This window comes from Citrobacter sp. LST-B2 (assembly GCF_057983045.1).
Genome location: NZ_CP192598.1, coordinates 893613 through 916900, shown reverse-complemented (window position 1 = coordinate 916900; position 23288 = coordinate 893613). Strand labels below are relative to the sequence as shown.

The window sequence follows — 23288 nt, the reverse complement described above, 5'->3', positions numbered from 1 at the left end:
TGGACTATTTGTTCTGGGGCGTAAATAACGCCGAATAGTTCGTATTACAGATACGCTGTACCGCCGGATGCTGAATCATCCTCTCAGCAAAGATGGCATGGTATTCCTCCATCACATTCTCCACGCGACCGATTTCGACCACCGAATCGTCTGCGTAAAAGTCATGCGCATAGAGCGTCGGGGCCACGAAAATCGCGTTGTGCGTTGCGCCAAAGGCTTTCATCAATGCGGCGTCATCGAACTCTCCCAGAATCTCGACCTTCAGCCCCTGGGAATTAATCCAGTTCAGCAACTTGCGTCCTAACATCGAACGCCGGCCGGGGATCAGCAAACGTCGCTCTTCCAGACAGGCCGGGAAGGATTTTTCCGGTAACGGCTGGGTACACCAGAAGCTCACGCTACACTCGCCAATCTTCACCGAAAACAGCCCTTCCTGTTGCGTCGAGTCAATCGGGCAATCCGAGATAATCATATCCAGCTTATGCTGGCTGAGCTGTTCCAGCAGCATTTCGTGGGTTGATTCAAAACAGCGCAGGTGGATCTGTTCCCCTTCAACGACGGCGGCATCCAGTACGTTGCTGACCAGTCGCTTCGACAGCGCATCCGCCACCCCCACATCAAATAACAGATTGGACTCTTTGCGGTAGTTCACGATATCCAGCATCTCCTGGCTGAGAGTAAACATTTTATCCGCATAGCGAAAAACCAGCTCACCGAGCTCGCTGGGCTCCAGACCTCGCCCCTTACGCTTGAAGAGTTTGCCCTGCAGGCGTTCCTCAAGCGCTTTAATCTGTCCGGTGATAGTTTGCGGCGTTAAATAAAGCGCTTCCGCCGCACCGACCACGGACCCCTCCTTATAGACGTGCCAAAAGTAATAGAGATGGTTGTAATTAATGTGGGACATACACTCTCTCTGATAAATATCACAAAGGGGGAGCCGAACGAGGCTCCCCTGCTAACTCGCCCAATCAGACTGACGGGCGTAAACGTGCGCGCAGCAAGCTGTAGCCAATCACCGCTGACAGCAAGGAGCCAATCAGGATCCCCAGCTTCGCCCAGTTAATCAGCTCCGGATCCACGCTGCCAAAGGCCAGGCTGGCGATAAAGATCGACATCGTAAAACCAATGCCGCACAGGATGCCGACCGCCATGATTTGCGGGAATGAGGTTCCTTCCGGCAGTTGCGCCAGCTTCAGACGCAGCGCCAACCAACAGAACAGGCTGATCCCCAGCGGCTTACCTACCAGCAGGCCCGCAATAATGCCGAGCGGCAGAATGGACGTCAGTCCGTCCATCGTCACGCCCTGCAATGAAACGCCCGCATTGGCAAAAGCAAACAGCGGCAGGATCAGATACGCCACCCACGGATGCAGAACATGTTCCAGACGCTTTGCCGGGGAACGCCCGTGTTTCTCTTTCAATGGAATGAAAAAGCCGACGATCACCCCTGCCAGCGTCGCATGGACGCCGGATTTCAGCACCGCGGTCCACAGTATTGCGCCAATGAGGATGTACACCCCCGTGCGCCGGACGCCGCACAGATTCAGAATCGCCAGCAATGCTATGGCAAACGCCGCAACGCCCAGCGAAACCATCGACAGATCGTTGGTATAAAACAGAGCAATAATGACTATCGCGCCGAGATCGTCGATGATCGCCAGCGCCATCAGGAAAATTTTCAGCGCCAACGGCACCCGACTGCCGAGCAGCGCCAGAACGCCCAGTGCAAACGCAATATCCGTGGCGGCCGGGATCGCCCAGCCTTCGCGAGTGATCGGATCGGCATAGTTAAAGGCCAGGTACAGCAGCGCCGGGACAATCATTCCGCCGATGGCGGCAATCACCGGGAAAGCCGCCTGACGCAAACTCGCCAGTGAGCCCTGCATCAGCTCACGCTTAACCTCAAGGCCAATCAACAGGAAAAACACCGCCATCAGGGCGTCATTGATCCATAACAGCATGTTTTTATTGATCTCAAGCGCACCAACGCGCAGTTGGACAGGCGTCTCGAGAAAGGCGTGGTACCATCCACTGGTTACACCCATGTTGGCCATCAGCATGGCCAGTGCGGCGGCGATGATAAGAATGATGCCCCCAGAGGCATCACTGCTGAAGAAACGATGCAGATGTTTCACTTTTTATTCTCTCTATAAGGTGAATACTTCGTAATTACTATCATACTCCTCACAACTCATCGTTAAAATTAGATTATATATGGTTAAAAGATCGGTTTTTTCGAGTGAATTGTGTCATGAAGTATGACGGAATCAGCGATCGTACTGTTCGTTGCACAGACGATTGAAGGTGTAGCGGAGGTAGTCCAGCGTGGCGGTGACATTGGCTGGGGACATACGATTAAGCTGCGGTAGAAACGGATGATTATTGATGTATTGAATGAACGCCGTTGCGCCAGCAAGCGTGGCATAGCGCAACATGCTCGTTTTTTTAGTACCGGTGAGATTACATATCGCCAGTGCATAATCCCGGGTAGAAAAGGTGCGCCAGACATTGTTACGAATACCGCCACTCTGAAACATTCGGTACGGAATGTCGTTTTGCCGCGCTGAACACCCTCTTTCTCTCACAAAGGAAATATGGCAACGGCCTTGCTGAACATGCTGCAAATTCGCCATCAGGCATCCACCAAAGATAAAACATTCCTGTTCTATGTAATGTTGAACGTTGAGGGAACGTTCATCCGTCAACGCTTTCACTAACTCAAAATGTCGGTAAGCAGGCAGAACCGGTTTGACCAACATCCCTGGATCGTTTTTATGCAGCGACGCGGGGCCATAGTCCACATCGAATAAGATATTGCGGCGCATGATGATCAGCTCTTTACGCTGGACGAGATGCGTTAATGTGCCGGGTGCTAGGCGCTCTTCATAATAAGATGTGTACCGGTATTCGTCTTCTACAGGCAGCGTTGAATAATTCGTGGTGACGGCAATCACCCTGCCACTGTTCTCCTCTGCCGTGACCAGAACATACAAACAGCCGTCGCCGCCGTTAAACTTTACCCGAAAAGCACGGGTACTCATGATTAAATCCAATTTTTGGAAAATATACGCACGTTCCACCTGATTCGACTGGCGGGATAATTTTTGTAATAGCCGGTTCAGGCCCGTGCTATCGAGCGTTAACGAGGTACGAATATCTGCCAGCGAGTGTCCTTCTTGAATAAGCCTGGCGAGCGCTTCCTGGCGAGGATCGGTTTTATCCCCAACGGGAGAAATAAAAGTTTTATGGCACTGGAGACAATAGAGCCGCGGCGCTCCCTGTGTGGAAAAGCCATATTTCTTTAATGTGGCCCCTCCACAGCCCGGGCAAACTTTAATCAGACCTGACCATAGCTGATTAGCCGATTGGCGAAAAAGGTTCAGTGAACGTTCAGAAATCAGAGGGAACAAAAATCCACACGCACGACACAGGACATATTTCCCCTGCACCGAATAGTCAGGGCTATTCAACACGCCGAGGTTTTTACAGCCTGACGTTTTGCATGCATCGACATTAATACGTGAAAACATATTCACTCCCTGCGAATATCGCCTTCAAGCGAATAACGATTTTATCTCTGAAGGTGAAATACCTTTTTCATAGAGCGCTTTCATTGATTTCATTGCGGGTGCGGTGTGGGCAAAAAAGGCCTGGTAGCCCGCGCACAGGTAGTTTTGTGCAAAAGAGCCGAAGTCGGTCGGCAAAAAGCGGTGCTTAGGACAGCCGCCGTGACAGGCAAACTGCCACGGACAGGAATGGCACTCCTGCGCCATGGTTCGACGCTTCTCATCGCCAAACCGCATATTTTGCTCACTGTTATTCATCGCACGCAGTGTCGTGTTCTTAATATTTCCCAACGCGTACTGCGGATAAACAAAGTGATCGCAGTTATAGACATCACCGTTCATTTCCATTGCAAAAGCACTGCCACACGTTGGAGAAAATACGCATACCTGCGGCGGCAACCCACACCAGGCCGCCAGCGTCTGCTCAAATAACTGTATACCGATATCGCCAATATCCTGACGGAGCCAGACATCAAAAATGGCATTAAGAAACTGGCCAAATACCAGGGATTCAACAGACCATGGCATCACTGCGGCTTGCTTATCCGCAGGCGTCGCCAGCATCGAATTATTACTGGCAGACCTTCGTTCGACCAGTGGAATAAACTGCATATAGCGACTCCCGATACTTTTCAGAAACTGATAGACCAGGAGTGGATGGTGCATATTCGTGCCGTTCACCACCGTGAGCGTATTAAATTCAACATCATGGCGCACCAGACATTGAAGCGCCCGGACAACGTTAGCATGCGTCGATTTGCCGGCACGCGTCACCCGCCATTCATCATGCAATGCAGCATCACCATCAATAGAGATGCCGACCAGAAAATCCTGTTGCCTGAAAAAACGCGCCCATGCATCGTCGATCAAAATGCCGTTCGTCTGAAAGGTATTAATGATTGTTTTTCCGGCCGCATAACGCTGCTGGAGTTCAACGGCCCGCCGATAAAACGCAATCCCCATCAGCGTAGGCTCTCCTCCCTGCCACGCAAAAATAACGTCATCCACATCCTGTGCGGCGATATGCTGTTTGACGAATAATTCAAGCATCTCATCTGACATTCTGTAATGACTTTTTCTATCGGGATAGAGCTTCTCTTTCTCCAGATAAAAACAGTATTTACAGTCCAGATTGCAGACCGATCCTGTTGGTTTCACCATGACCTGACAGCTTTTTCTTTGCATCACCCTTCAGCCCTATTAATAAAAGGACCTGATTCAGCACGATGTACTGAATCAGGCGGGCAGCGCCCTAAGTGGCATACTTACTGTTCTTATTATTCGTCCATTAACTCCAGGTAACCGGTGTCGGTTTATCACCGCGAGCCTTCATTAAAGAATCATTATCAATGTTCTGTTTATATTTCAGGAATTCGCCATACATTCTTTTTTCGATTTCAGGCTGTTTACCCAACTGATTAAGCGTCTCGGAACGATCCTTTTTCAGGTTATAGAGATACTTGGGTTTATTTTCACGATCGATGATCATTTTCCAGTCGCCATCCCGAATCGCCCATTCATCGGTCGGATCATCCTGTAAAGGCATATCAATACCAAAGATCATCGGTTTTTCGCGTTTTAAGGTTTTATGCGCCAGTACGGGAGCCAGGGATTGCCCGTCATATGTACGATCGGTTGGCAGTTTAAAATTCATCATGCTTGCCAGCGTCGGCAGCCAGTCAAGACCGTAAGCCGGTGTATCCGTGACCATTCCCTGTGGAAGATGATTGCCATACTTAATAATTGCCGGAACACGAATCCCACCTTCCCACAGGTTATCTTTACGGCCACGTAACCCATCCGTCTCACCCGCGAGATTCAGTTCATATATTTTACGCGCCTCACGCGTCACCGGGCCGTTATCGCTGGTAAAAATCACAATGGTGTTCTCTTCTTCACCCATTGCTTTTATCTTATCCAGCACTTTACCGACCTGGGCATCCAGGTAACTGATGTTCGCGTAATATTCTCCCGTGCCGCGCCAGGGTTTATCCGCCCAGTCACCGTAGAACTCCTCCGGATGCTGTTTCTGATAAGCGCTCATATATTGCGAATACATATCGAGGTATTTTTTCGGAGAAGCCAACGGGCTGTGGACCTCCGTAAAGGCGACATACAAGAAAAACGGATTATCATCTTTTTTGTTATCCAGCCAGTTAACCGCTTCTGAACTGACCAGTTCACCGCTGTAAGTTTCCGCTCGACCAATGGGTTTGCCATTACGCAAAAATCCGGTCGGATACACCATGCCGTTACGCGGTCGTTCTTTTGCATTATCTAACGTGGAATCTGTCACGAACCCCGCCGCATTCACCAGACTGTAGTCAAAGCCCATATCTTTTGCCTGCGGCTGATCGGTACGCTCACCTCCCGCATTGAGGTGTAATTTCCCCATCATCGCCGTGTCATAACCCTGCTGCTTTAACAGGTTGGCAATCGTCAGTTCGTTACGGCCCAGTGCGACATTTTTTCCTTCCGGGATCCAGGAGCGGATCCCGGTGCGAAATGGCATTCGTCCGGTTAATAACCCGGCCCGAGAAGGAGAACACAACGGAGCGGGCGCATAGTAGTCGGTGAATTTCACCCCGTCCTGCGCCAGTTTGTCGATATTAGGAGTTTTTACGATTTGATGTCCATAAGTGGCCAAATCACCATAGCCCAGATCATCAGCCATAATAATGACCAGATTAGGCCGTTTATCCAACGCCGCCTGCACGGTTTGCAATGTGCTTCCGGCACATAACGCCAGACCAATCATACTGGCAACGATTGTTCTTTTCATTTCAACTCCTTTGCCTTTTATTAAAATTCATATCCGACCATATAAATCATCTGGTCACCGAAACCGTCGTAACCTAATTTATTTTCGAAATAACGCCAGGTGACCGTCGCCTTCCAGCAGGGATAGAATTTCCATGCCAGCGTCAGACCGCCATTAATGCCATAGTTACCATATTGCTGTTCCGCGTAAGCGTTATTGCGATCGAATTCAATTTCATTCCAGTTTGAGAGAACGAATTTCTCCTCAAGAAGCGTAAAATTATAGGCCGCAGTCCATCCCAGCACATAACCGTTCCAGCCACTGGTTTGCCCGTATTTCTGCGAAACATAATCGCCAGATTGATTATGTAATCCAATATACGGTTTAAAGAACCCCCAATTACCTGTCCAGCCGAGATAGCCCAGGCCATAAAACATATCAAGGTCATCGCCCCAGGTGTTTTCCCACTGACCATAAAGTTTGCCGAAGAAGGTATAGTTGGAATCAAACAGGCGGACATGGGTCATGGCTGATACCGTATGGTTACGCCCGGCAACAGAGTGATTTAAGACATTGCTTTCATAAAATGAATAAAACTCAGCCTCTTTAAAATTGATACCGAAATCTGCTGTCGCTTTCCAGACTTCGCCACGATGAACATTGACAAACCCGCTATTCCAGTCAGCATAACCCGCATTAATTGAACCGAACGCATTTTTATATTCCAGCGCCTGTGCGGAGTGGCTAAAAAGAGAAGGCGCAGCCAGCACCAGACTGGTTAATAATACGTTTTTTATCCGAGGCATTTAATCTATTCCTCATAGCTATATTTTATTCCGCAGTAAAACCCCTTTACCACGGCGACAAATACTAACTGAACAGAATCGAAGAAGAGTGATGTAAATCTCACATCAGAAGAGTTAAAGCCTGCCAAAAATAAGGTGTCAAAAAATGTTGTTTTAGAGATGCTAAGTCCATCACTTTTAATAAAGACTCATCTATTATTTTATTCTGGTGCCGTATACCTGTTTATTCAGCTTGTTATAAAAATCACATTCATTTTTATAAACTAACAGTGGGGTCCAGATAATAAAAAACCGGTATCCCCTCACAGGGAATACCGGTTTTTACTCAATGAGAACGTCGTTAGCCAGTGATTAGCGGGTCAAATCGTCAAAGAACTTTTTCACACCGTCGAAGAAACTCTTGGAGCGCGGGCTGTTATTTTCGCCGGTTGGGCCGCCAAAGCTTTCCTGCAGGTCTTTCAGCAGTTGTTTCTGCTTCTCGTTCAGACCGACCGGTGTTTCGACCACGACGCGGCACAACAAATCGCCCTGCGCGCCACCACGGACTGACTTCACGCCTTTGCCACGCATGCGGAACAGTTTTCCGGTCTGCGTTTCGCTGGGCACTTTCAGCTTCACGCGGCCATCCAGCGTCGGAACTTCAATCTCACCGCCAAGTGCAGCCATCGCAAAGTTAATCGGCACTTCACAGTACAGGTTGTTACCTTCACGTTCGAAGATCGGGTGCTGTTTCACCTGAACCTGAACGTACAGGTCCCCTGCCGGTGCGCCGTGCTCGCCAGCTTCACCTTCGCCTGAAAGACGAATGCGGTCGCCGGTATCCACGCCAGCCGGGATTTTAACCGACAGCGTTTTGCTCTTCTCGACGCGACCATGGCCGTGGCACTTGTTGCACGGATCTTTGATCAGCGTACCGCGTCCCTGACAGTGCGGACAGGTTTGCTGAACCGCGAAGAACCCCTGGCGCATCTGCACCTGACCGGAACCATGACAGGTCGGACAGGTCTGCGGCTGAGTCCCCGCTTTCGCGCCACTGCCGTGGCAAACATCACACTCTTCCAGCGTCGGAATGCGGATCTCTTTGGTCACGCCACGTACGGCTTCTTCCAGGGTGAGATCCATGTTGTAACGTAAATCGGCCCCACGCGCAGCACGTTGACGACCCCGACCACCGCCAAAGATATCGCCAAAAACGTCACCAAAGATATCGCTGAAGTCAGCGCCGCCGCCAAAACCGCCGCCGCCACCCATACCGCCTTGCTCAAACGCAGCATGTCCGTACTGGTCGTAAGCGGCGCGTTTTTGCGAGTCGGTCAGGACTTCATACGCTTCTTTGATCTCTTTAAACTTGGCTTCGGCCTCTTTATCACCCTGATTACGGTCTGGGTGAAATTTCATGGCCAGGCGCTTGTAGGCCTTTTTGATTTCACGCTCTTCCGCTGATTTGGAAACGCCTAAAATCTCGTAATAGTCTTGCTTAGCCATCTCTTTTTATCTGCCCTTAACATGCGTGCACGGGCGGAGAGGAAACCTCTTCGCCCGTGCCAGTAATTACCCGTTCAAAGGGCGATTATTTTTTGTCTTTCACTTCTTCAAACTCAGCGTCGACAACATCATCATCTTTCGCGTTGTTTGTGGAAGCGTCAGCGGAACCTGCCTGCTGCTGTGCGTGCTGCTGTTGAGCGATTTCCATCAGTTTCTGGGAAACCTGCGCCAGCTCCTGCATCTTCGCTTCGATAGCCGCTTTGTCTTCACCTTTCAGCGCCGTTTCCAGTGCGCTCAGTGCAGACTCGATAGCGGTTTTGTCGTCAGCTGGCAGTTGTTCGCCGGCTTCCTCAACCTGCTTGCGAGTGCTGTGCAACAGATGGTCACCCTGGTTGCGGGTCTGAACCAGCTCTTCGAACTTACGGTCAGACTCGGCGTTCGCTTCCGCTTCGCGAACCATTTTCTGAATTTCTTCTTCATTCAGACCAGAAGACGCCTTGATGGTGATCTTCTGCTCTTTACCGCTGTTTTTGTCTTTCGCGGAAACGTGCAGGATACCGTCAGCATCGATATCGAAGGTCACTTCGATCTGCGGCATGCCGCGCGGTGCCGGGTTGATCCCATCCAGGTTGAACTGACCCAGAGATTTGTTATCAGACGCACGTTTACGTTCACCCTGCAGCACATGGATGGTTACCGCAGACTGGTTGTCTTCCGCAGTAGAGAACACCTGGCTGTGCTTGGTCGGGATAGTGGTGTTTTTGGAGATCAGCGCCGTCATCACACCACCCATGGTTTCGATACCCAGAGACAGCGGGGTAACGTCCAGCAGCAGTACGTCTTTCACATCACCGGTCAATACACCACCCTGAACGGCAGCACCGATCGCCACGGCTTCGTCCGGGTTCACGTCTTTACGCGGTTCTTTACCAAAGAACTCAGCTACTTTCTTCTGCACCATTGGCATACGCGTCTGACCACCCACGAGGATAACGTCGTTGATATCAGATACGGACAGGCCAGCGTCCTGCAGAGCGACTTTCAGCGGCTCGATGGAACGGTTCACCAGATCTTCGACCAGGCTTTCCAGTTTCGCGCGAGTCACTTTGATATTCATGTGTTTCGGACCGGTGGCATCTGCAGTGATGTACGGCAGGTTCACGTCGGTCTGCTGCGCAGAAGAAAGCTCGATTTTCGCTTTTTCTGCCGCTTCTTTCAGGCGCTGCATGGCCAGCGGATCGTTACGCAGGTCAATGCCCTGATCTTTCTTAAATTCTTCAACCAGATAGTTGATCATACGGCTGTCGAAGTCTTCACCACCCAGGTGGGTATCACCGTTGGTTGCCAGAACTTCGAAGGTTTTTTCGCCATCAACTTCGTCGATTTCGATAATAGAGATATCGAAAGTACCACCACCGAGGTCGTAAACCGCGATAGTACGGTTACCGACTTCTTTATCCAGACCGTATGCCAGCGCAGCGGCAGTCGGTTCGTTGATGATACGTTTCACTTCCAGACCTGCGATACGACCGGCGTCTTTGGTTGCCTGACGCTGAGCATCGTTAAAGTAAGCAGGTACAGTGATAACCGCTTCCGTTACCGGTTCACCCAGGTAATCTTCAGCCGTTTTCTTCATTTTCTTCAGCACTTCAGCCGAGATCTGCGGCGGTGCCATTTTCTGACCTTTCACATCCAGCCATGCGTCGCCGTTGTCGGCGCCAATGATTTTGTACGGCATGATGGAAACATCACGTTGAACTTCTTCGTCCTGGAAGCGGCGGCCAATCAGGCGTTTAATCGCAAACAGGGTGTTTTGCGGGTTTGTCACTGCCTGACGTTTAGCCGGCTGACCAACCAGAGTTTCACCATCCTGGGTATAAGCAATGATAGAAGGCGTGGTGCGATCGCCCTCGGCGTTCTCCAGCACACGTGCAGTAGTGCCGTCCATAATCGCTACACAAGAGTTGGTAGTACCCAGGTCGATACCAATAATTTTACCCATCTAAACGTCTCCACTAAAAATTCGGTCAACATGTGGTTGTGAGTCTGTAATAAGGGCGAAACGTGCGGTTTCAACTACCCTGATTCGTTTTTTTTCAGACTCACCACTGCGGTTGACTACTAAGTGGGGTCGTAACCCACTTCATCAAGGGGGGAATGAAAAAAATTTTTGCTTTTGTTGAAATAAATCGCCTGGATGATGTGTGATGGCGATCACGGCAGAAATTCACTCTTTTCCCCCGATGAGATCATAGACAGCCCCTTCTCTCCTGATTATTATGCCGCGCCCCGAACGGCGTCATGTTTTAGCGGGGATAACTATTTCACCATTCAATTAATGATGATCTTGAGGATTTATGGGCAACACTAAGTTGGCTAACCCGGCACCGCTGGGCCTGATGGGCTTCGGCATGACCACCATTCTGCTTAACCTGCATAACGCGGGTTTCTTCGCTCTTGACGGTATTATTCTCGCGATGGGAATTTTCTACGGCGGTATCGCGCAAATTTTTGCCGGCCTGCTGGAATACAAAAAAGGGAATACCTTCGGTTTGACCGCTTTCACCTCTTACGGCTCGTTCTGGCTGACGCTGGTCGCGATCCTGCTGATGCCGAAAATGGGTCTGACAGAAGCGCCGAATGCCCAGTTCCTTGGCGCCTACCTGGGCCTGTGGGGCGTATTCACACTGTTTATGTTCTTCGGTACGCTGACGGGCGCACGCATGCTGCAGTTCGTGTTCCTGAGCCTGACGGTTCTGTTCGCTCTGTTGGCTGTGGGTAACATCGCGGGTAACGAAGCCGTGATCCACTTTGCCGGCTGGGTTGGCTTAGTGTGTGGCGCCAGCGCCATTTACCTGGCGATGGGCGAAGTGCTGAACGAACAGTTTGGCCGTACCATTCTGCCGATTGGTGAAAAACACTGATTCATCAGTATCCCCCCGCTAAGGGGGGATCATTATTACGGCTGTTGTAGCTCAGCCTGCATTTCCGTATCGCGATAATACATGTCCTGTCGCAACCAAATTCCCAGTCCCAATCCCACCAGCGACAACGCCAGCACATACCAGCCTGGAGCCATCGGCGAGACGCTCATCAGCAATGTGACGACAATCGGCGTCAGCCCACCGAAAATGGCATAAGAAACATTGTAGGAAAATGAAATGCCGGTAAAGCGGACTTCCGCAGGAAACGCGCGCACCATCACGTATGGCACTGCGCCCACCACTCCCACACACAGCCCCACCAGCCCATAAAGCAGGAACAGATATTGCGGATGTGTGCCCGCCAGGTGGTAGAACAACCCGCTCGAACAAGCCAATAACAGGCTGCCAACAATAAAGGTTTTGCTGGCGCCAACGCGGTCGACAATAAAGCCCGCCAACAGGCAACCCACGCAAAGCATAATGGTCGCCACGCTGTTTGCCTGCAACGTCAGGGCTGGGGCTAGTCCGTACTGCTTTTGCAGCCAGACTGGCGACATTAAAATCACCACCACGATCCCTGCGGAGAGCAGCCAGGTCAGAAGCATGGAGATCACCACTGCCTTCTGATGTTTCACGACGACCGACTTCACCGGCAGTTCCTGCGCCAGCGTCTTACGCTGCTGCATCTCCAGAAAGATCGGCGTTTCCTGTAACCAACGGCGTAAATACATCGCCACCAGCCCAAAAATCCCACCCAACAAGAACGGAATTCGCCAACCATAGTCATGCACGGCCTGTTGCGTTAAAAGGGTATTCACCTGAGTGGCTACTACGGAACCCAGCAGGATCCCCACCGTCAGACCCGCCGTTAGCGTTCCGCAGGCAATGCCGATACGACGTTCGGGAACGTGCTCGGCCACAAACACCCATGCACCCGGAACTTCACCGCCAATCGCCGCCCCCTGCAAAATACGCATCAGCAGCAACAATAGCGGCGCAATAATTCCCATAGAGGCGTACGTTGGCAGCAGACCAATCGCCAGCGTGGGAACCGCCATCAACAAAATGCTCAGGGTGAACATCTTTTTGCGCCCGACCAGATCGCCAAAGTGCGCCATGATGATGCCGCCTAACGGACGCGCCAGATATCCGGCAGCGAAGATGCCAAAGGTTTGAACCTGACGTAGCCATTCGGGAATATCAGCGGGGAAAAACAACTCCCCTACCACTGCAGCGAAAAAGACGAAGATAATAAAATCATAAAACTCAAGCGCGCCGCCAAGGGCGGCCAGCGTCAGCGTTTTGTAATCCTGGCGATTCAGGGGGCGTGTATGTTGTGACATAGCGAACCATAAGTCAGTGGAGCATTGTTATGAACGACAAATGTAAAGTAAAACTTACTATATCGTAAACAAATCAACACGCCACTTTCACCGCCGCTTATCTTACGAAAAGACTAATTTCAGGCGTTTATTTCACGCCTTGCGCTTTTCGGGCGAAAAGATGCTACGATTTCCGGCGCGGTTTCCACATACGGCCCTTCGAGAAGCTGTATACAATACGGTACACTTGCGAAGATACCCGCCACAACGACATTCCCTTCGGCATCCTTCACGCCTTCCAGAGTCTCTTTAATGGATTTCGGCTGGCCCGGTAAATTGAGGATTAACGCCTGCTTGCGAATCACCCCGACCTGGCGCGACAGGATCGCCGTCGGTACAAAGTGCAGGCTAATCTGCCGCATCTGTTCGCCAAAACCAGGCATCTGGCGATCGGCAACTGCGAGGGTCGCATCCGGCGTCACATCACGACGCGCAGGACCGGTGCCGCCGGTGGTCAGCACCAGATGGCAACTCATCTCGTCCACCAGCTCACACAGCGTTTGTTCGATGATGGCCTGCTCGTCAGGAATCAAGCGTGTCTGCACCTCAAAAGGGGTGGTCAGCGCCGTCGATAGCCACTCTTCCAGCGCCGGAATACCTTTATCCTGATAGACACCGCTGGAGGCGCGGTCAGAAATGGAAACTAAGCCAATACGTAAGGTGTTCATGATTATTCCATTTTAACAGTCTCGTTAAACAGAATGATACACTGCGAAGGGAAGGACAGACAGGGTTGAGAAGAGGTAGCGTGACCGGCGTACCGGTCACGCATCAATGATTACAGCAGGTCGCCGATCATTTTTTCCAGTTTTTCCTGGTCAACAGCAAACTTACGGATACCGTCCGCCAGCTTGTCTACCGCCATGGGATCCTGGTTGTGCTGCCACAGGAACTCAGACTCGGTGATGCGTTCCGGACGCGCTTTCACTTCGCCAGAGAAGGACAGTTTACGCTCGATAGCCCCTTCGCTTTCCGCCAGCTCTTTCAGCAGCGCCGGTGCGATGGTCAGGCGATCGCAGCCCGCCAGCTCAAGAATTTCACCGATGTTACGGAAGCTTGCGCCCATCACTACGGTCTCATAGCCGTGCTGTTTGTAGTATTCGTAGATCTCCGTTACGGAAACCACGCCCGGATCTTCCGCCGGCGCATACTCTTTCTTGTCGGTATTGGATTTATACCAGTCAAGAATACGGCCCACGAACGGAGAGATCAGGAATACGCCCGCTTCAGCACAAGCTCGCGCCTGCGCAAAGGAGAACAGCAGCGTCAGGTTACAGTTGATGCCTTCTTTTTCCAGCTGCTCAGCAGCGCGGATGCCCTGCCAGGTTGAAGCCAGTTTGATCAGAATGCGATCGTTACTGATGCCTGCGTCGTTATACAGCTTGATGATGCGTTTCGCTTTGGCGATAGAGGCATCGGTGTCATAAGACAGGCGAGCATCCACTTCCGTGGAGATACGACCCGGGACCAGTTTCAGGATCTCCAGACCGATGTTTACGGCCAGTTTGTCGGTAGCGTCAACAATCTGCTGCGCGCGGTCATTGCTCTGCTGCTTAGCCCACGTCACGGCGTCATCAATCAGCTTACGGTATTCCGGGATCTGCGCTGCGTTAAGAATGAGAGAAGGGTTGGTTGTGGCATCCTGCGGCTGATACAGCTTCATTGCCGCGATGTCTCCGGTGTCGGCCACCACGGTGGTGAACTGACGAAGGGAGGTCAATTTGTCCGTCATGATAGTGTTTCTCTTTAAACAGCTTGTTAGGGGGATGTAACCGGTCTGCCCTGATGATAACACGACGTTGTGACAGCGCAACCGCAGACAATGCGCTTATCCCCATGAGGGCATCTGCGGACAATTTCTGGTCCGGGCTTGATGTGACGCGCCATTCCGGTACACAACCTCATGTATACTACTCGGCCGCTATCAATTGTCCGGCAGCGTATATACTATTCGACAATTGGTAACGCTTACACAGGGTTGTTACAGCGTACCGGCAGCAACAAGAGGGATGTTAATGCCTGATTTTTTCACGTTCATTAATGATGTGCTCTGGGGATCGGTAATGATCTACCTGCTCTTCGGAGCAGGGTGTTGGTTTACCTGGCGCACAGGCTTCGTCCAGTTTCGCTATATCCGCCAGGTTGGCAGAAGTCTGAAAAACAGCATTAACCCGCAGCCGGGAGGGTTAACCTCTTTTCAGTCACTCTGCACCGGCCTTGCCGCCCGTATCGGTAGCGGTAACCTGGCGGGTGTGGCGCTGGCCATTACCGCAGGTGGACCAGGTGCGGTGTTCTGGATGTGGATCGCCGCCATCATTGGGATGGCGACCTCATTTGCTGAATGTGCCCTCGCACAACTCTACAAAGAACGCGATCGCCACGGTCAGTTTCGCGGCGGCCCCGCCTGGTATATGGCACGTGGTTTAGGCATGCGCTGGATGGGCGTGTTATTCGCCATCTTTTTGCTGATCGCCTACGGCCTGGTGTTCAACAGCGTGCAGGCCAACTCCGTATCCCGTGCTCTCAAATTCGCGTTTGATTTCCCTCCGGTTGCCACCGGTATTGTCATGGCAATTGCCGCCCTGTTGGTTATCGTCCGCGGGATCAAAGGCGTGGCGCGGATGATGCAGTGGTTTGTCCCTGTGATGGCGTTGATGTGGGTGGTCACCAGCCTGGTGGTTTGTCTGATCAACATCGACCAACTGCCGGACATCATCATTTCTATCGTCAAAAGCGCGTTTGGCTGGCAAGAAGCGGCGGGCGGCGTGGCGGGGTATACGCTGAGTCAGGCGATCACCAGCGGTTTTCAACGCAGTATGTTCTCCAATGAAGCCGGAATGGGCTCAACGCCTAACGCTGCTGCCGCAGCAGCATCCTGGCCGCCGCACCCTGCGGCACAGGGGATCGTGCAGATGATCGGCATTTTTATCGATACGCTGATCGTCTGTAGCGCAACGGCAATGTTGGTTTTACTGGCCGGTAACGACGCCACCTATGCGCCGATGGAAGGGATCCAACTGGTGCAGAAAGCGATGAATACACTGGTCGGAGAGTGGGGCGCGGCATTCGTCGCAGTCATTGTGATTCTGTTTGCCTTCAGCTCTATTGTGGTTAACTACATCTATGCGGAAAACAATCTGTACTTTCTGAAGCTGGACAATAAGCGCTTCATCTGGGCTTTACGCATTACCTCCTGTTCAACCGTCGTGGTCGGCACCTTGCTTAGCTTCCCGCTGCTGTGGCAACTGGCGGATATCATCATGGCCTGCATGGCGATCACTAACCTGACGGCAATATTGTTGCTCTCTCCGGTGGTGCGTACCCTGGCCAGCGACTACTTGCGTCAGCGTAAACTCGGCGTTCGCCCGGTCTTTGATCCACTGCGTTACCCGGACATCGGACAGCAACTGGCACCAGATGCCTGGGACGACATACCGCGAGACTAATCGCAACTATCGATCAACTCAGTCGTGTTTTTTGCTACAGTCGTAGTAAATTTCCTGCAAGGACTGGATATGCTGATTCTGATTTCACCTGCAAAAACGCTCGACTACCAGAGCCCGCTGGCAACAACGCGCCATACGCTACCTGAATTACTGGATCACTCGCAGCAACTGATTCATGTGGCGCGTAAACTTTCAGCCCCGCAAATCGGCAAGCTGATGAACATCAGCGACAAACTCGCCGATCTAAACGCCACCCGTTTTCATGACTGGCAGCCGGACTTCACGCCTGAAAACGCGCGTCAGGCCATTCTGGCTTTCAAAGGCGATGTCTATACCGGACTACAGGCCGAAAACTTCAGTGAAGCCGATTTCGATTTTGCCCAGCAGCATTTGCGTATGCTCTCAGGTTTATATGGCGTGCTGCGCCCGCTGGATCTGATGCAACCTTATCGTCTGGAAATGGGTATCCGTCTGGATAACGCCAAAGGGAAGGATCTGTATCAGTTCTGGGGCGATATCATCACGGATAAGCTTAATGAAGCGCTCGCCGCACAGGGCGACCAGGTGGTGATTAACCTGGCATCGGATGAATACTTCCGCGCCGTGAAACCGAAGAAACTGAATGCCGAGCTGATTAAACCTGTCTTCCTCGACGAGAAAAACGGTAAGTTCAAAGTCATCAGTTTCTACGCCAAAAAGGCGCGCGGCCTGATGAGCCGCTACATCATTGAAAACCGCCTGACGGAGCCTGAACAGCTCACCGGCTTTAACAGCGAGGGTTACTTCTTTGATGACGCCGCGTCTGGCAACGGCGAACTGGTGTTTAAGCGTCACGAGCAGTAATGCGCATTTCGCCGGATAGCGGCTACGCCTTATCCGGCTTTCTCATCTCCACCGCCTGACAGGCCCGGTAAGCGATAGCGCCACCGGGCAGACGGTTTAGCGCGTCATCATCAGCTTACGCAGGGCGGCAAAATCCGCCGGCAGATGTTGCGAAAGCAGCGGTAGATCCGCACGTTCTGCCAGTTCTTTCGGCAGATCCAGCGTTTCATTGAGGATCGCTTCCACGCTCTCTTTAAACTTCGCCGGGTGCGCAGTGCCGAGGAACAGACCGTACTCGCCCGGATTGAGCTGATCACGCAGGGCGCGGTAGGCCACGGCGGCATGAGGCTCAGAAGTGTAGCCCTTCGCTTTCAGTTCGCGCATCGTTTCCTGTGTGGTTTCATCATCTACAGCCGCATAACCCAGCTCATTCAGACGCCAGATTTTACGGCGGAACAACTCCTCAACGCGCGGCCAGTTGTTCGGCTGACTCACATCCATCGCGTTAGACAACGTCGCCTGGGTCGCTTTTGGCGCCCACTGCCCGTCCTGCAGGAAGCGTGGCACCGTGTCGTTAACGTTGGTGGCAGCGATAAAACGCTTCACCGGCAGGCCGAGAGATTTCGCCAGCAGGCCCGCCGTCAGGTCGCCAAAGTTACCGCTTGGAACAGAAACCACCAGCTGATTCCGCGCCTCCTGCGGCAATTGGGCAACGGCTTCAAAGTAGTAGCAAATCTGTGCCAGCAGGCGGCTGATGTTGATGGAGTTCGCCGAGTTCAACCCCAGCGCCACTTTCAGTTCTTCATCATCAAACGCCTGTTTGACCAGCGCCTGGCAGGCATCAAAATCACCATCGATGGCGACAGTTTCAATGTTACCGCCCAGCGTGCAGAACAGTTTTTCCTGCAACGGACTGATTTTACCGTTCGGATAGAGGATCACCACGCGCACGTTCGGCAGACCATAAAACGCATGCGCCACGGCCGCGCCGGTATCACCAGAGGTTGCCGTCAGAATGGTCACCGGTTTATCGCCGCTGATGTGGGTTAACATCTGCGCCATAAAACGACCGCCGAAATCTTTAAACGCCAGCGTCGGGCCATGGAACAGCTCCAGACAGCCGACATCCCCTTCCACCTGAGCAACCGGCGCCGGGAAAGCAAAGGCTGCGCGCACACGTTCTTCGAGGATCTCCTGCGGGATTTCATCGCCGATGAACGCCGAGAGGATCTTTGTGCTACGGCTGACGAAGTCCTGGTTCAGCATCTCATCCACTTCTGTCAGGTTGAATTCCGGCAGATCGTGCGGGAAAAACAGCCCCTGATTCTTGCCCAGCCCCTGCGTGACGGCCTGTGCAAAACTAACCTGTTCGTTGTGATCTTTAAGATTGTAGAGTTTCATCAATTATCCCAGTACTCGTGCGCCCGCCGTGTCCAGCCGGCAAATATGAACAAAGCCTTCCTGATTTTGCAGGTAGTGACTGCCCAGCCAGTCCGCCACGCGCTGCGCGGTCTCCGTTTTATCGCAGAGCGCAAACAACGTCGGCCCTGAACCGGAAATACCGCTGGCCAGCGCGCCAATTTCCGCGACGGCCTGACGCGCCTGAGCAAAACCAGGCAACAGACGTTCGCGATACGGTTCGGCAATCACATCCTTCATCAGTTTCGCCGCAAGCCCAGGCTGACGGGAATAGCAGGCGTGAATAAACCCGGCCAGGTGACGCCCGTGGGCAATGCAATCCTGGCGACGATACTGCGCAGGCAGGATCGCCCGCGCTTCTGCCGTGGAGACTTTAATGCCAGGATAGGCCAGTACCCACAGCCACTCATCAAAGCCTGGCACCTGCTGGCTGATAATGCCGTTTTCTTCAATCATCAACTGCATACCACCGAGAAAACATGGCGCGACGTTATCGTAGTGAATGCTGCCGGAGATACGCCCTTCCAGCTCGCCCATTATTGCCAGCAGACGCATGTCATTGAGCGGCTTGCCGCAGTACTCATTCATCGCGACCAGTGCCGCCACCACCGAGCAGGCGCTGGAACCTAATCCGGAGCCGATCGGCATATTCTTTTCCAGGGTCATCGCCACCGGAATTTGCTTACCCAGTTCCTGACAAAAACGCTCCCAGCACTGGTAAACAATATTTTCTCGCGGTTCTGGCGGTAGCTTGTCGGCAAAGCGGCCCAGATTATTCAGGCTGAAACTGTCCGCCGCCTCAACCGACACCACGTCGCCCAGCAGTGAGCCATCAACGGGCGTCACCGCCGCCCCAAGCACATCAAATCCAACGCTCATATTGGCACTGGAAGCCGGGGCATAAACTTTAACCATGTTAGACTCCTAGCTTCCATGAGAGAGTACGCAGCAGGTCAGCAAACACCCCTGCCGCCGTGACGTCGTTACCCGCGCCATAACCGCGCAGAACCAGCGGCAGCGGCTGATAGTAGTGGCTGTAGAACGCCAGCGCGTTTTCGCCGTTTTTCACTTTGTACAACGGATCGTTACCGTCCACTTCAGAAATCTTCACCCGACAGACGCCGTCTTCTTCGATGTTGCCAACATAGCGCAATACTTTGCCCTCATCACGGGCTTTTGCCACCCGAGCGGCAAAGGCATCGTCAAGCTGCGGCAGATTCGCCATAAACGCCTCAACGTCGCCTGAATCATCAAACGCTTTCGGCAGCACCGGTTCAATGACGATGTCTGACAGTTCCAGCTCACGCCCGGTTTCACGGGCGAGGATCAGCAGTTTACGCGCCACGTCCATTCCCGAAAGATCGTCACGCGGATCGGGTTCGGTGTACCCCATTTCACGCGCGATACGAGTCGCTTCAGAGAGACTCATACCCTCGTCGAGCTTACCGAAAATAAATGACAGCGAACCGGACAGGATGCCGGAGAACTTCAGCAATTCATCGCCCGCATTCAACAGGTTTTGCAGGTTTTCGATCACCGGCAGACCGGCACCCACGTTAGTGTCATAGAGGAATTTGCGCCGTGACTTCGCGGCAGCGAAGCGCAGCTGATGGTAGTAATCCATTGACGAGGTATTCGCCTTTTTGTTCGGCGTGACCACATGGAATCCTTCACGCAGGAAGTCCGCGTATTGATCGGCCACCGCCTGACTGGATGTACAATCCACAATCACCGGGTTCAGCAGGTGATATTCCTTCACCAGACGGATTAAGCGACCAAGATTGAACGGCTCTTTCGCTTCAGCCAGTTCAGCCTGCCAGTTTTCCAGATTCAGGCCATGCACATGGGTCAACAGCGCTCTCGAGTTCGCCACGCCGCACACGCGCAGATCGATATGTTTTTTCTTCAGCCAGGTTTGCTGGCGCTTAAGCTGCTCCAGTAACGCGCCGCCTACCCCGCCAACGCCAATGACAAACACTTCAATTACCTGATCGGTATTGAACAACATCTGATGGGTGACGCGTACGCCCGTCGTGGCATCGTCGTTATTGACCACGACCGAAATGGAACGCTCGGAAGAGCCCTGCGCGATAGCCACGATATTGATATTCGCGCGCGCCAGTGCGGCAAAGAATTTCGCCGAAATACCCCGCAGTGTCCGCATGCCGTCCCCAACGACGGAGATAATCGCCAGTCGTTCAGTGACCGCCAGCGGTTCCAGCACGCCCTCTTTCAGTTCGAGATAGAATTCATCCTGCAAGGCACGCTGCGCGCGGGCGCAGTCGGCCTGCGGCACGCAGAAGCTGATGCTGTACTCAGAGGATGACTGGGTAATCAGTACCACGGAAATGCCTGCGCGGGACATCACCGCAAACACGCGCGCCGCCATCCCCACCATCCCTTTCATGCCAGGACCGGAGACGTTGAACATCGCCATATTATTAAGGTTGGAAATCCCCTTCACTGGCAGATCGTCTTCATCGCGGCTGGCGCCGATCAGCGTGCCTGCCGCCTGCGGGTTACCGGTATTTTTGATGAGGCAAGGGATCTGGAACTGCGCGATGGGGGTAATGGTACGAGGGTGAAGCACTTTTGCGCCGAAATAGGAGAGCTCCATCGCTTCCTGATAAGACATCGATTTCAGCAACCTGGCGTCAGGTACCTGGCGCGGGTCACAGGTATATACACCGTCGACATCTGTCCAGATCTCGCAACAGTCGGCGCGTAAGCAGGCCGCCAGAACCGCTGCGGAGTAATCGGAGCCATTGCGCCCCAGCACCACCAGTTCACCCTTCTCATTACCGGCGGTGAACCCGGCCATCAGCACCATGTGATCGGCGGGTATACGCCCGGCGGCGATGCGGCGAGTCGATTCGGCGATATCGACGGTAGATTCGAGGTAGTGCCCCACCGCCAGCAGTTTTTCGACCGGGTCAATAACGGTAACGTGGTGGCCGCGGGCTTCCAGTAACCCCGCCATGATGGCGATCGACATCTTTTCGCCACGGCAGATGAGCGCAGCGTTAATGCTGTCCGGACACTGTCCTAGCAAGCTGATCCCATGCAGCACATGTTTGATTTGGGCAAATTCCTGCTCAACAAACACTTTCAACTGCGCCAGCGGAAAGCCCGGCTGGGCGTCGGCGAGTCCGGTTAGAAGTTCGGCAAAAATACGTTCGGCATCACTGATATTGGGTAATGCGTCCTGACCTCCGATGGTTTTTTCAATCATCGCCACCAGATGGTTGGTAATTTTAGCGGGGGCAGAAAGAACGGTCGCTACCTGCCCCTGCCTGGCATTGCTTTCCAGAATATCGGCAACCCGCAGAAAACGTTCTGCATTTGCCACTGATGTACCGCCGAACTTCAACACTCGCATGGTTGTTACCTCGTTACCTTTGGTCGAAAAAAAAAGCCCGCACTGTTCAGGTGCGGGCTTTTTTCTGTGTTTCCTGTACGCGTCAGCCCGCACCGTTACCTGTGGTAATGGTGATGGTTGTGGTAATGGTGGTGCTGATGCGTTTCATGGATGTTGTGTACTCTGTCATTATTTACCCTAAATAATTCGTCTTGCAGGAAGGCGGCAATTGCGTGAAGCCCCTGGCGCATAGAAAACGATGTGACTGGGGTGAACAAAAGTCGCCAACGCAGATGCAACTCGAAGTATGACGGGTAATCTGTCTGTGCTGTATGTCTATATTGGTTAAAGTATATGGTGAGCTAAGTCAATAAATATTTGATTTACTCACCTGACGAAACTTGTTCATGAGCTGCTAGCGAAAGGTTTATTTTCAACCAAACCCGCAGGAAAACCCCTCTTGAAATCAGCAGTTATCACCATAAATACAACTAAAGGAAAATTATTATTTTGTGACTTTTTTTTCGATATCATGGACCAGGCGGTGCAACATTGCCGTGTCTCGCTGCCCTAATTGCCCCAGACGCTGTTGCAGCCAGTCGACCAGTTTGCTGTCATCTGCAACCTCCAGAGTGGTCAACAGGCTCATGATGCGTGAGCGTAATGCCTGTAACTGAAATTCATCAGATGAATCGACTTCTTTAGCAGGTTGTTGCATTAAATTTGTTAATTGATAGCAGTAGACCATCACCGCCTGCCCCAGATTCAATGAAGGATAATCTGCAACCATTGGCACGCCGGTCAGAACATCCGCCAGTGCCAGTTCATCGTTGGTCAGTCCGGAATCTTCACGACCAAAAACCAGCGCGGTGTGATTCATCCAGGCCGATTTTTCTTCCAGCAGCGGAACCAGTTCCGCCGGCGTCGCGTAGTAGTGAAATTTTGCCCGACTGCGCGCCGTGGTAGCGACGGTAAAATCAACATCGACAAGCGCGTCCGCAAGCGTCGAAAAAACAGTAATATTATCAATAATATCGCTGGAGCCATGCGCCACCCAGCGCGTGGCGGGTTCAAGATGCGCCTGACTGTCAACGATACGCAACTGAGTGAATCCCATGGTTTTCATGGCGCGAGCCGCGGCACCAATGTTTTCCGCTCTGGCGGGAGCGACGAGGATAATAGTAATGCGCATTTTTTTACTCTTTATGCCTGTCCGCGGGCAATTGTGTGAACTATGTCAAGATATTACGCGGAGCGAATTTACAAAATTTTAACCAAAATCAGTGGAAAACCGTTTCACCTTTCATAAAAGGCGCTAA

19 protein-coding genes and 1 other annotated feature are annotated in these 23288 nt (G+C 52.4%); of the genes, 3 read left to right on the top strand and 16 right to left on the bottom strand.

Going from position 1 to position 23288, the window contains the following annotated elements; genetic code table 11:
* Positions 1-4: 4 nt before the first annotated feature.
* From nhaR to dnaK, 8 genes are all read right to left on the bottom strand, one after another.
* Positions 5-904 (bottom strand): transcriptional activator NhaR, encoded by a 900-nt coding sequence (gene nhaR, locus ACQ0PY_RS04460; RefSeq protein ID WP_042998004.1) that lies wholly within the window; start codon positions 902-904, stop codon positions 5-7.
* Positions 905-968: 64 nt separating this feature from the next.
* Complete coding sequence (gene nhaA / locus ACQ0PY_RS04455; protein WP_042998005.1) at positions 969-2135, bottom strand: Na+/H+ antiporter NhaA; 1167 nt, start codon at positions 2133-2135, stop codon at positions 969-971.
* A 132-nt stretch (positions 2136-2267) separates the two neighbouring features.
* On the bottom strand, positions 2268-3530 hold the full coding sequence (locus ACQ0PY_RS04450) for a transposase-like zinc-binding domain-containing protein (protein ID WP_061070549.1): 1263 nt from the start codon (positions 3528-3530) through the stop codon (positions 2268-2270).
* Between the two features lie 24 nt (positions 3531-3554).
* Positions 3555-4754 carry an anaerobic sulfatase maturase gene (locus tag ACQ0PY_RS04445; protein ID WP_082010059.1) on the bottom strand — a complete coding sequence of 400 codons (1200 nt, stop codon included), beginning with the start codon at positions 4752-4754 and terminating at the stop codon, positions 3555-3557.
* A gap of 100 nt (positions 4755-4854) precedes the next feature.
* The gene (locus ACQ0PY_RS04440) at positions 4855-6348 is read right to left on the bottom strand and encodes a sulfatase family protein (protein ID WP_104445683.1); all 1494 of its coding nucleotides are present in this window, start codon (positions 6346-6348) and stop codon (positions 4855-4857) included.
* A gap of 20 nt (positions 6349-6368) precedes the next feature.
* Positions 6369-7133, bottom strand: coding sequence for an outer membrane protein OmpK (locus ACQ0PY_RS04435; protein ID WP_099433612.1), 765 nt, complete (start codon positions 7131-7133; stop codon positions 6369-6371).
* A 351-nt stretch (positions 7134-7484) separates the two neighbouring features.
* Positions 7485-8618 (bottom strand): molecular chaperone DnaJ, encoded by a 1134-nt coding sequence (gene dnaJ, locus ACQ0PY_RS04430; protein ID WP_042998009.1) that lies wholly within the window; start codon positions 8616-8618, stop codon positions 7485-7487.
* Between the two features lie 85 nt (positions 8619-8703).
* Positions 8704-10620: a molecular chaperone DnaK gene (gene dnaK, locus ACQ0PY_RS04425; RefSeq protein WP_042998010.1), complete on the bottom strand. Its 1917-nt coding sequence runs from the start codon at positions 10618-10620 to the stop codon at positions 8704-8706.
* A gap of 355 nt (positions 10621-10975) precedes the next feature.
* Between dnaK and satP the strand changes: the two genes are divergently transcribed.
* Positions 10976-11542 (top strand): acetate uptake transporter, encoded by a 567-nt coding sequence (gene satP, locus ACQ0PY_RS04420; RefSeq protein ID WP_042998011.1) that lies wholly within the window; start codon positions 10976-10978, stop codon positions 11540-11542.
* Positions 11543-11577: 35 nt separating this feature from the next.
* Here satP and ACQ0PY_RS04415 read toward each other — a convergent pair whose 3' ends face one another.
* From ACQ0PY_RS04415 to tal, 3 genes are all read right to left on the bottom strand, one after another.
* Positions 11578-12885 (bottom strand): MFS transporter, encoded by a 1308-nt coding sequence (locus ACQ0PY_RS04415; RefSeq protein WP_054176428.1) that lies wholly within the window; start codon positions 12883-12885, stop codon positions 11578-11580.
* Positions 12886-13004: 119 nt separating this feature from the next.
* Complete coding sequence (gene mog, locus ACQ0PY_RS04410) at positions 13005-13592, bottom strand: molybdopterin adenylyltransferase (protein ID WP_042998013.1); 588 nt, start codon at positions 13590-13592, stop codon at positions 13005-13007.
* A gap of 110 nt (positions 13593-13702) precedes the next feature.
* The gene (tal, locus tag ACQ0PY_RS04405; protein ID WP_042998014.1) at positions 13703-14656 is read right to left on the bottom strand and encodes a transaldolase; all 954 of its coding nucleotides are present in this window, start codon (positions 14654-14656) and stop codon (positions 13703-13705) included.
* 283 nt (positions 14657-14939) lie between these two features.
* On the opposite strand from tal, the gene ACQ0PY_RS04400 reads away from it, so the two are divergent.
* Both ACQ0PY_RS04400 and yaaA read left to right on the top strand, forming a co-directional pair.
* Entirely contained in the window at positions 14940-16370 is a 1431-nt protein-coding gene (locus tag ACQ0PY_RS04400; RefSeq protein WP_042998015.1) for an alanine/glycine:cation symporter family protein, read from the top strand.
* Between the two features lie 69 nt (positions 16371-16439).
* Positions 16440-17213, top strand: coding sequence for a peroxide stress protein YaaA (yaaA, locus tag ACQ0PY_RS04395; protein WP_044267357.1), 774 nt, complete (start codon positions 16440-16442; stop codon positions 17211-17213).
* 96 nt (positions 17214-17309) lie between these two features.
* Here yaaA and thrC read toward each other — a convergent pair whose 3' ends face one another.
* From thrC to ACQ0PY_RS04370, 5 genes are all read right to left on the bottom strand, one after another.
* On the bottom strand, positions 17310-18593 hold the full coding sequence (gene thrC, locus ACQ0PY_RS04390) for a threonine synthase (RefSeq protein ID WP_042998017.1): 1284 nt from the start codon (positions 18591-18593) through the stop codon (positions 17310-17312).
* 3 nt (positions 18594-18596) lie between these two features.
* Positions 18597-19526, bottom strand: a complete 930-nt coding sequence (gene thrB, locus ACQ0PY_RS04385) for a homoserine kinase (RefSeq protein WP_058587604.1) — start codon at positions 19524-19526, stop codon at positions 18597-18599.
* A gap of 1 nt (position 19527) precedes the next feature.
* Positions 19528-21990 (bottom strand): bifunctional aspartate kinase/homoserine dehydrogenase I, encoded by a 2463-nt coding sequence (thrA, locus tag ACQ0PY_RS04380; RefSeq protein WP_042998019.1) that lies wholly within the window; start codon positions 21988-21990, stop codon positions 19528-19530.
* Positions 21991-22016: 26 nt separating this feature from the next.
* Positions 22017-22137: a sequence feature (Thr leader region), on the bottom strand.
* A complete protein-coding gene (thrL, locus tag ACQ0PY_RS04375; RefSeq protein ID WP_001386572.1) occupies positions 22073-22138 on the bottom strand; it encodes a thr operon leader peptide in 66 nt (21 codons plus the stop codon). It overlaps the preceding feature by 65 nt.
* A gap of 336 nt (positions 22139-22474) precedes the next feature.
* On the bottom strand, positions 22475-23161 hold the full coding sequence (locus ACQ0PY_RS04370) for a tRNA/rRNA methyltransferase (protein ID WP_109739859.1): 687 nt from the start codon (positions 23159-23161) through the stop codon (positions 22475-22477).
* Between the last annotated feature and the right edge of the window lie 127 nt (positions 23162-23288).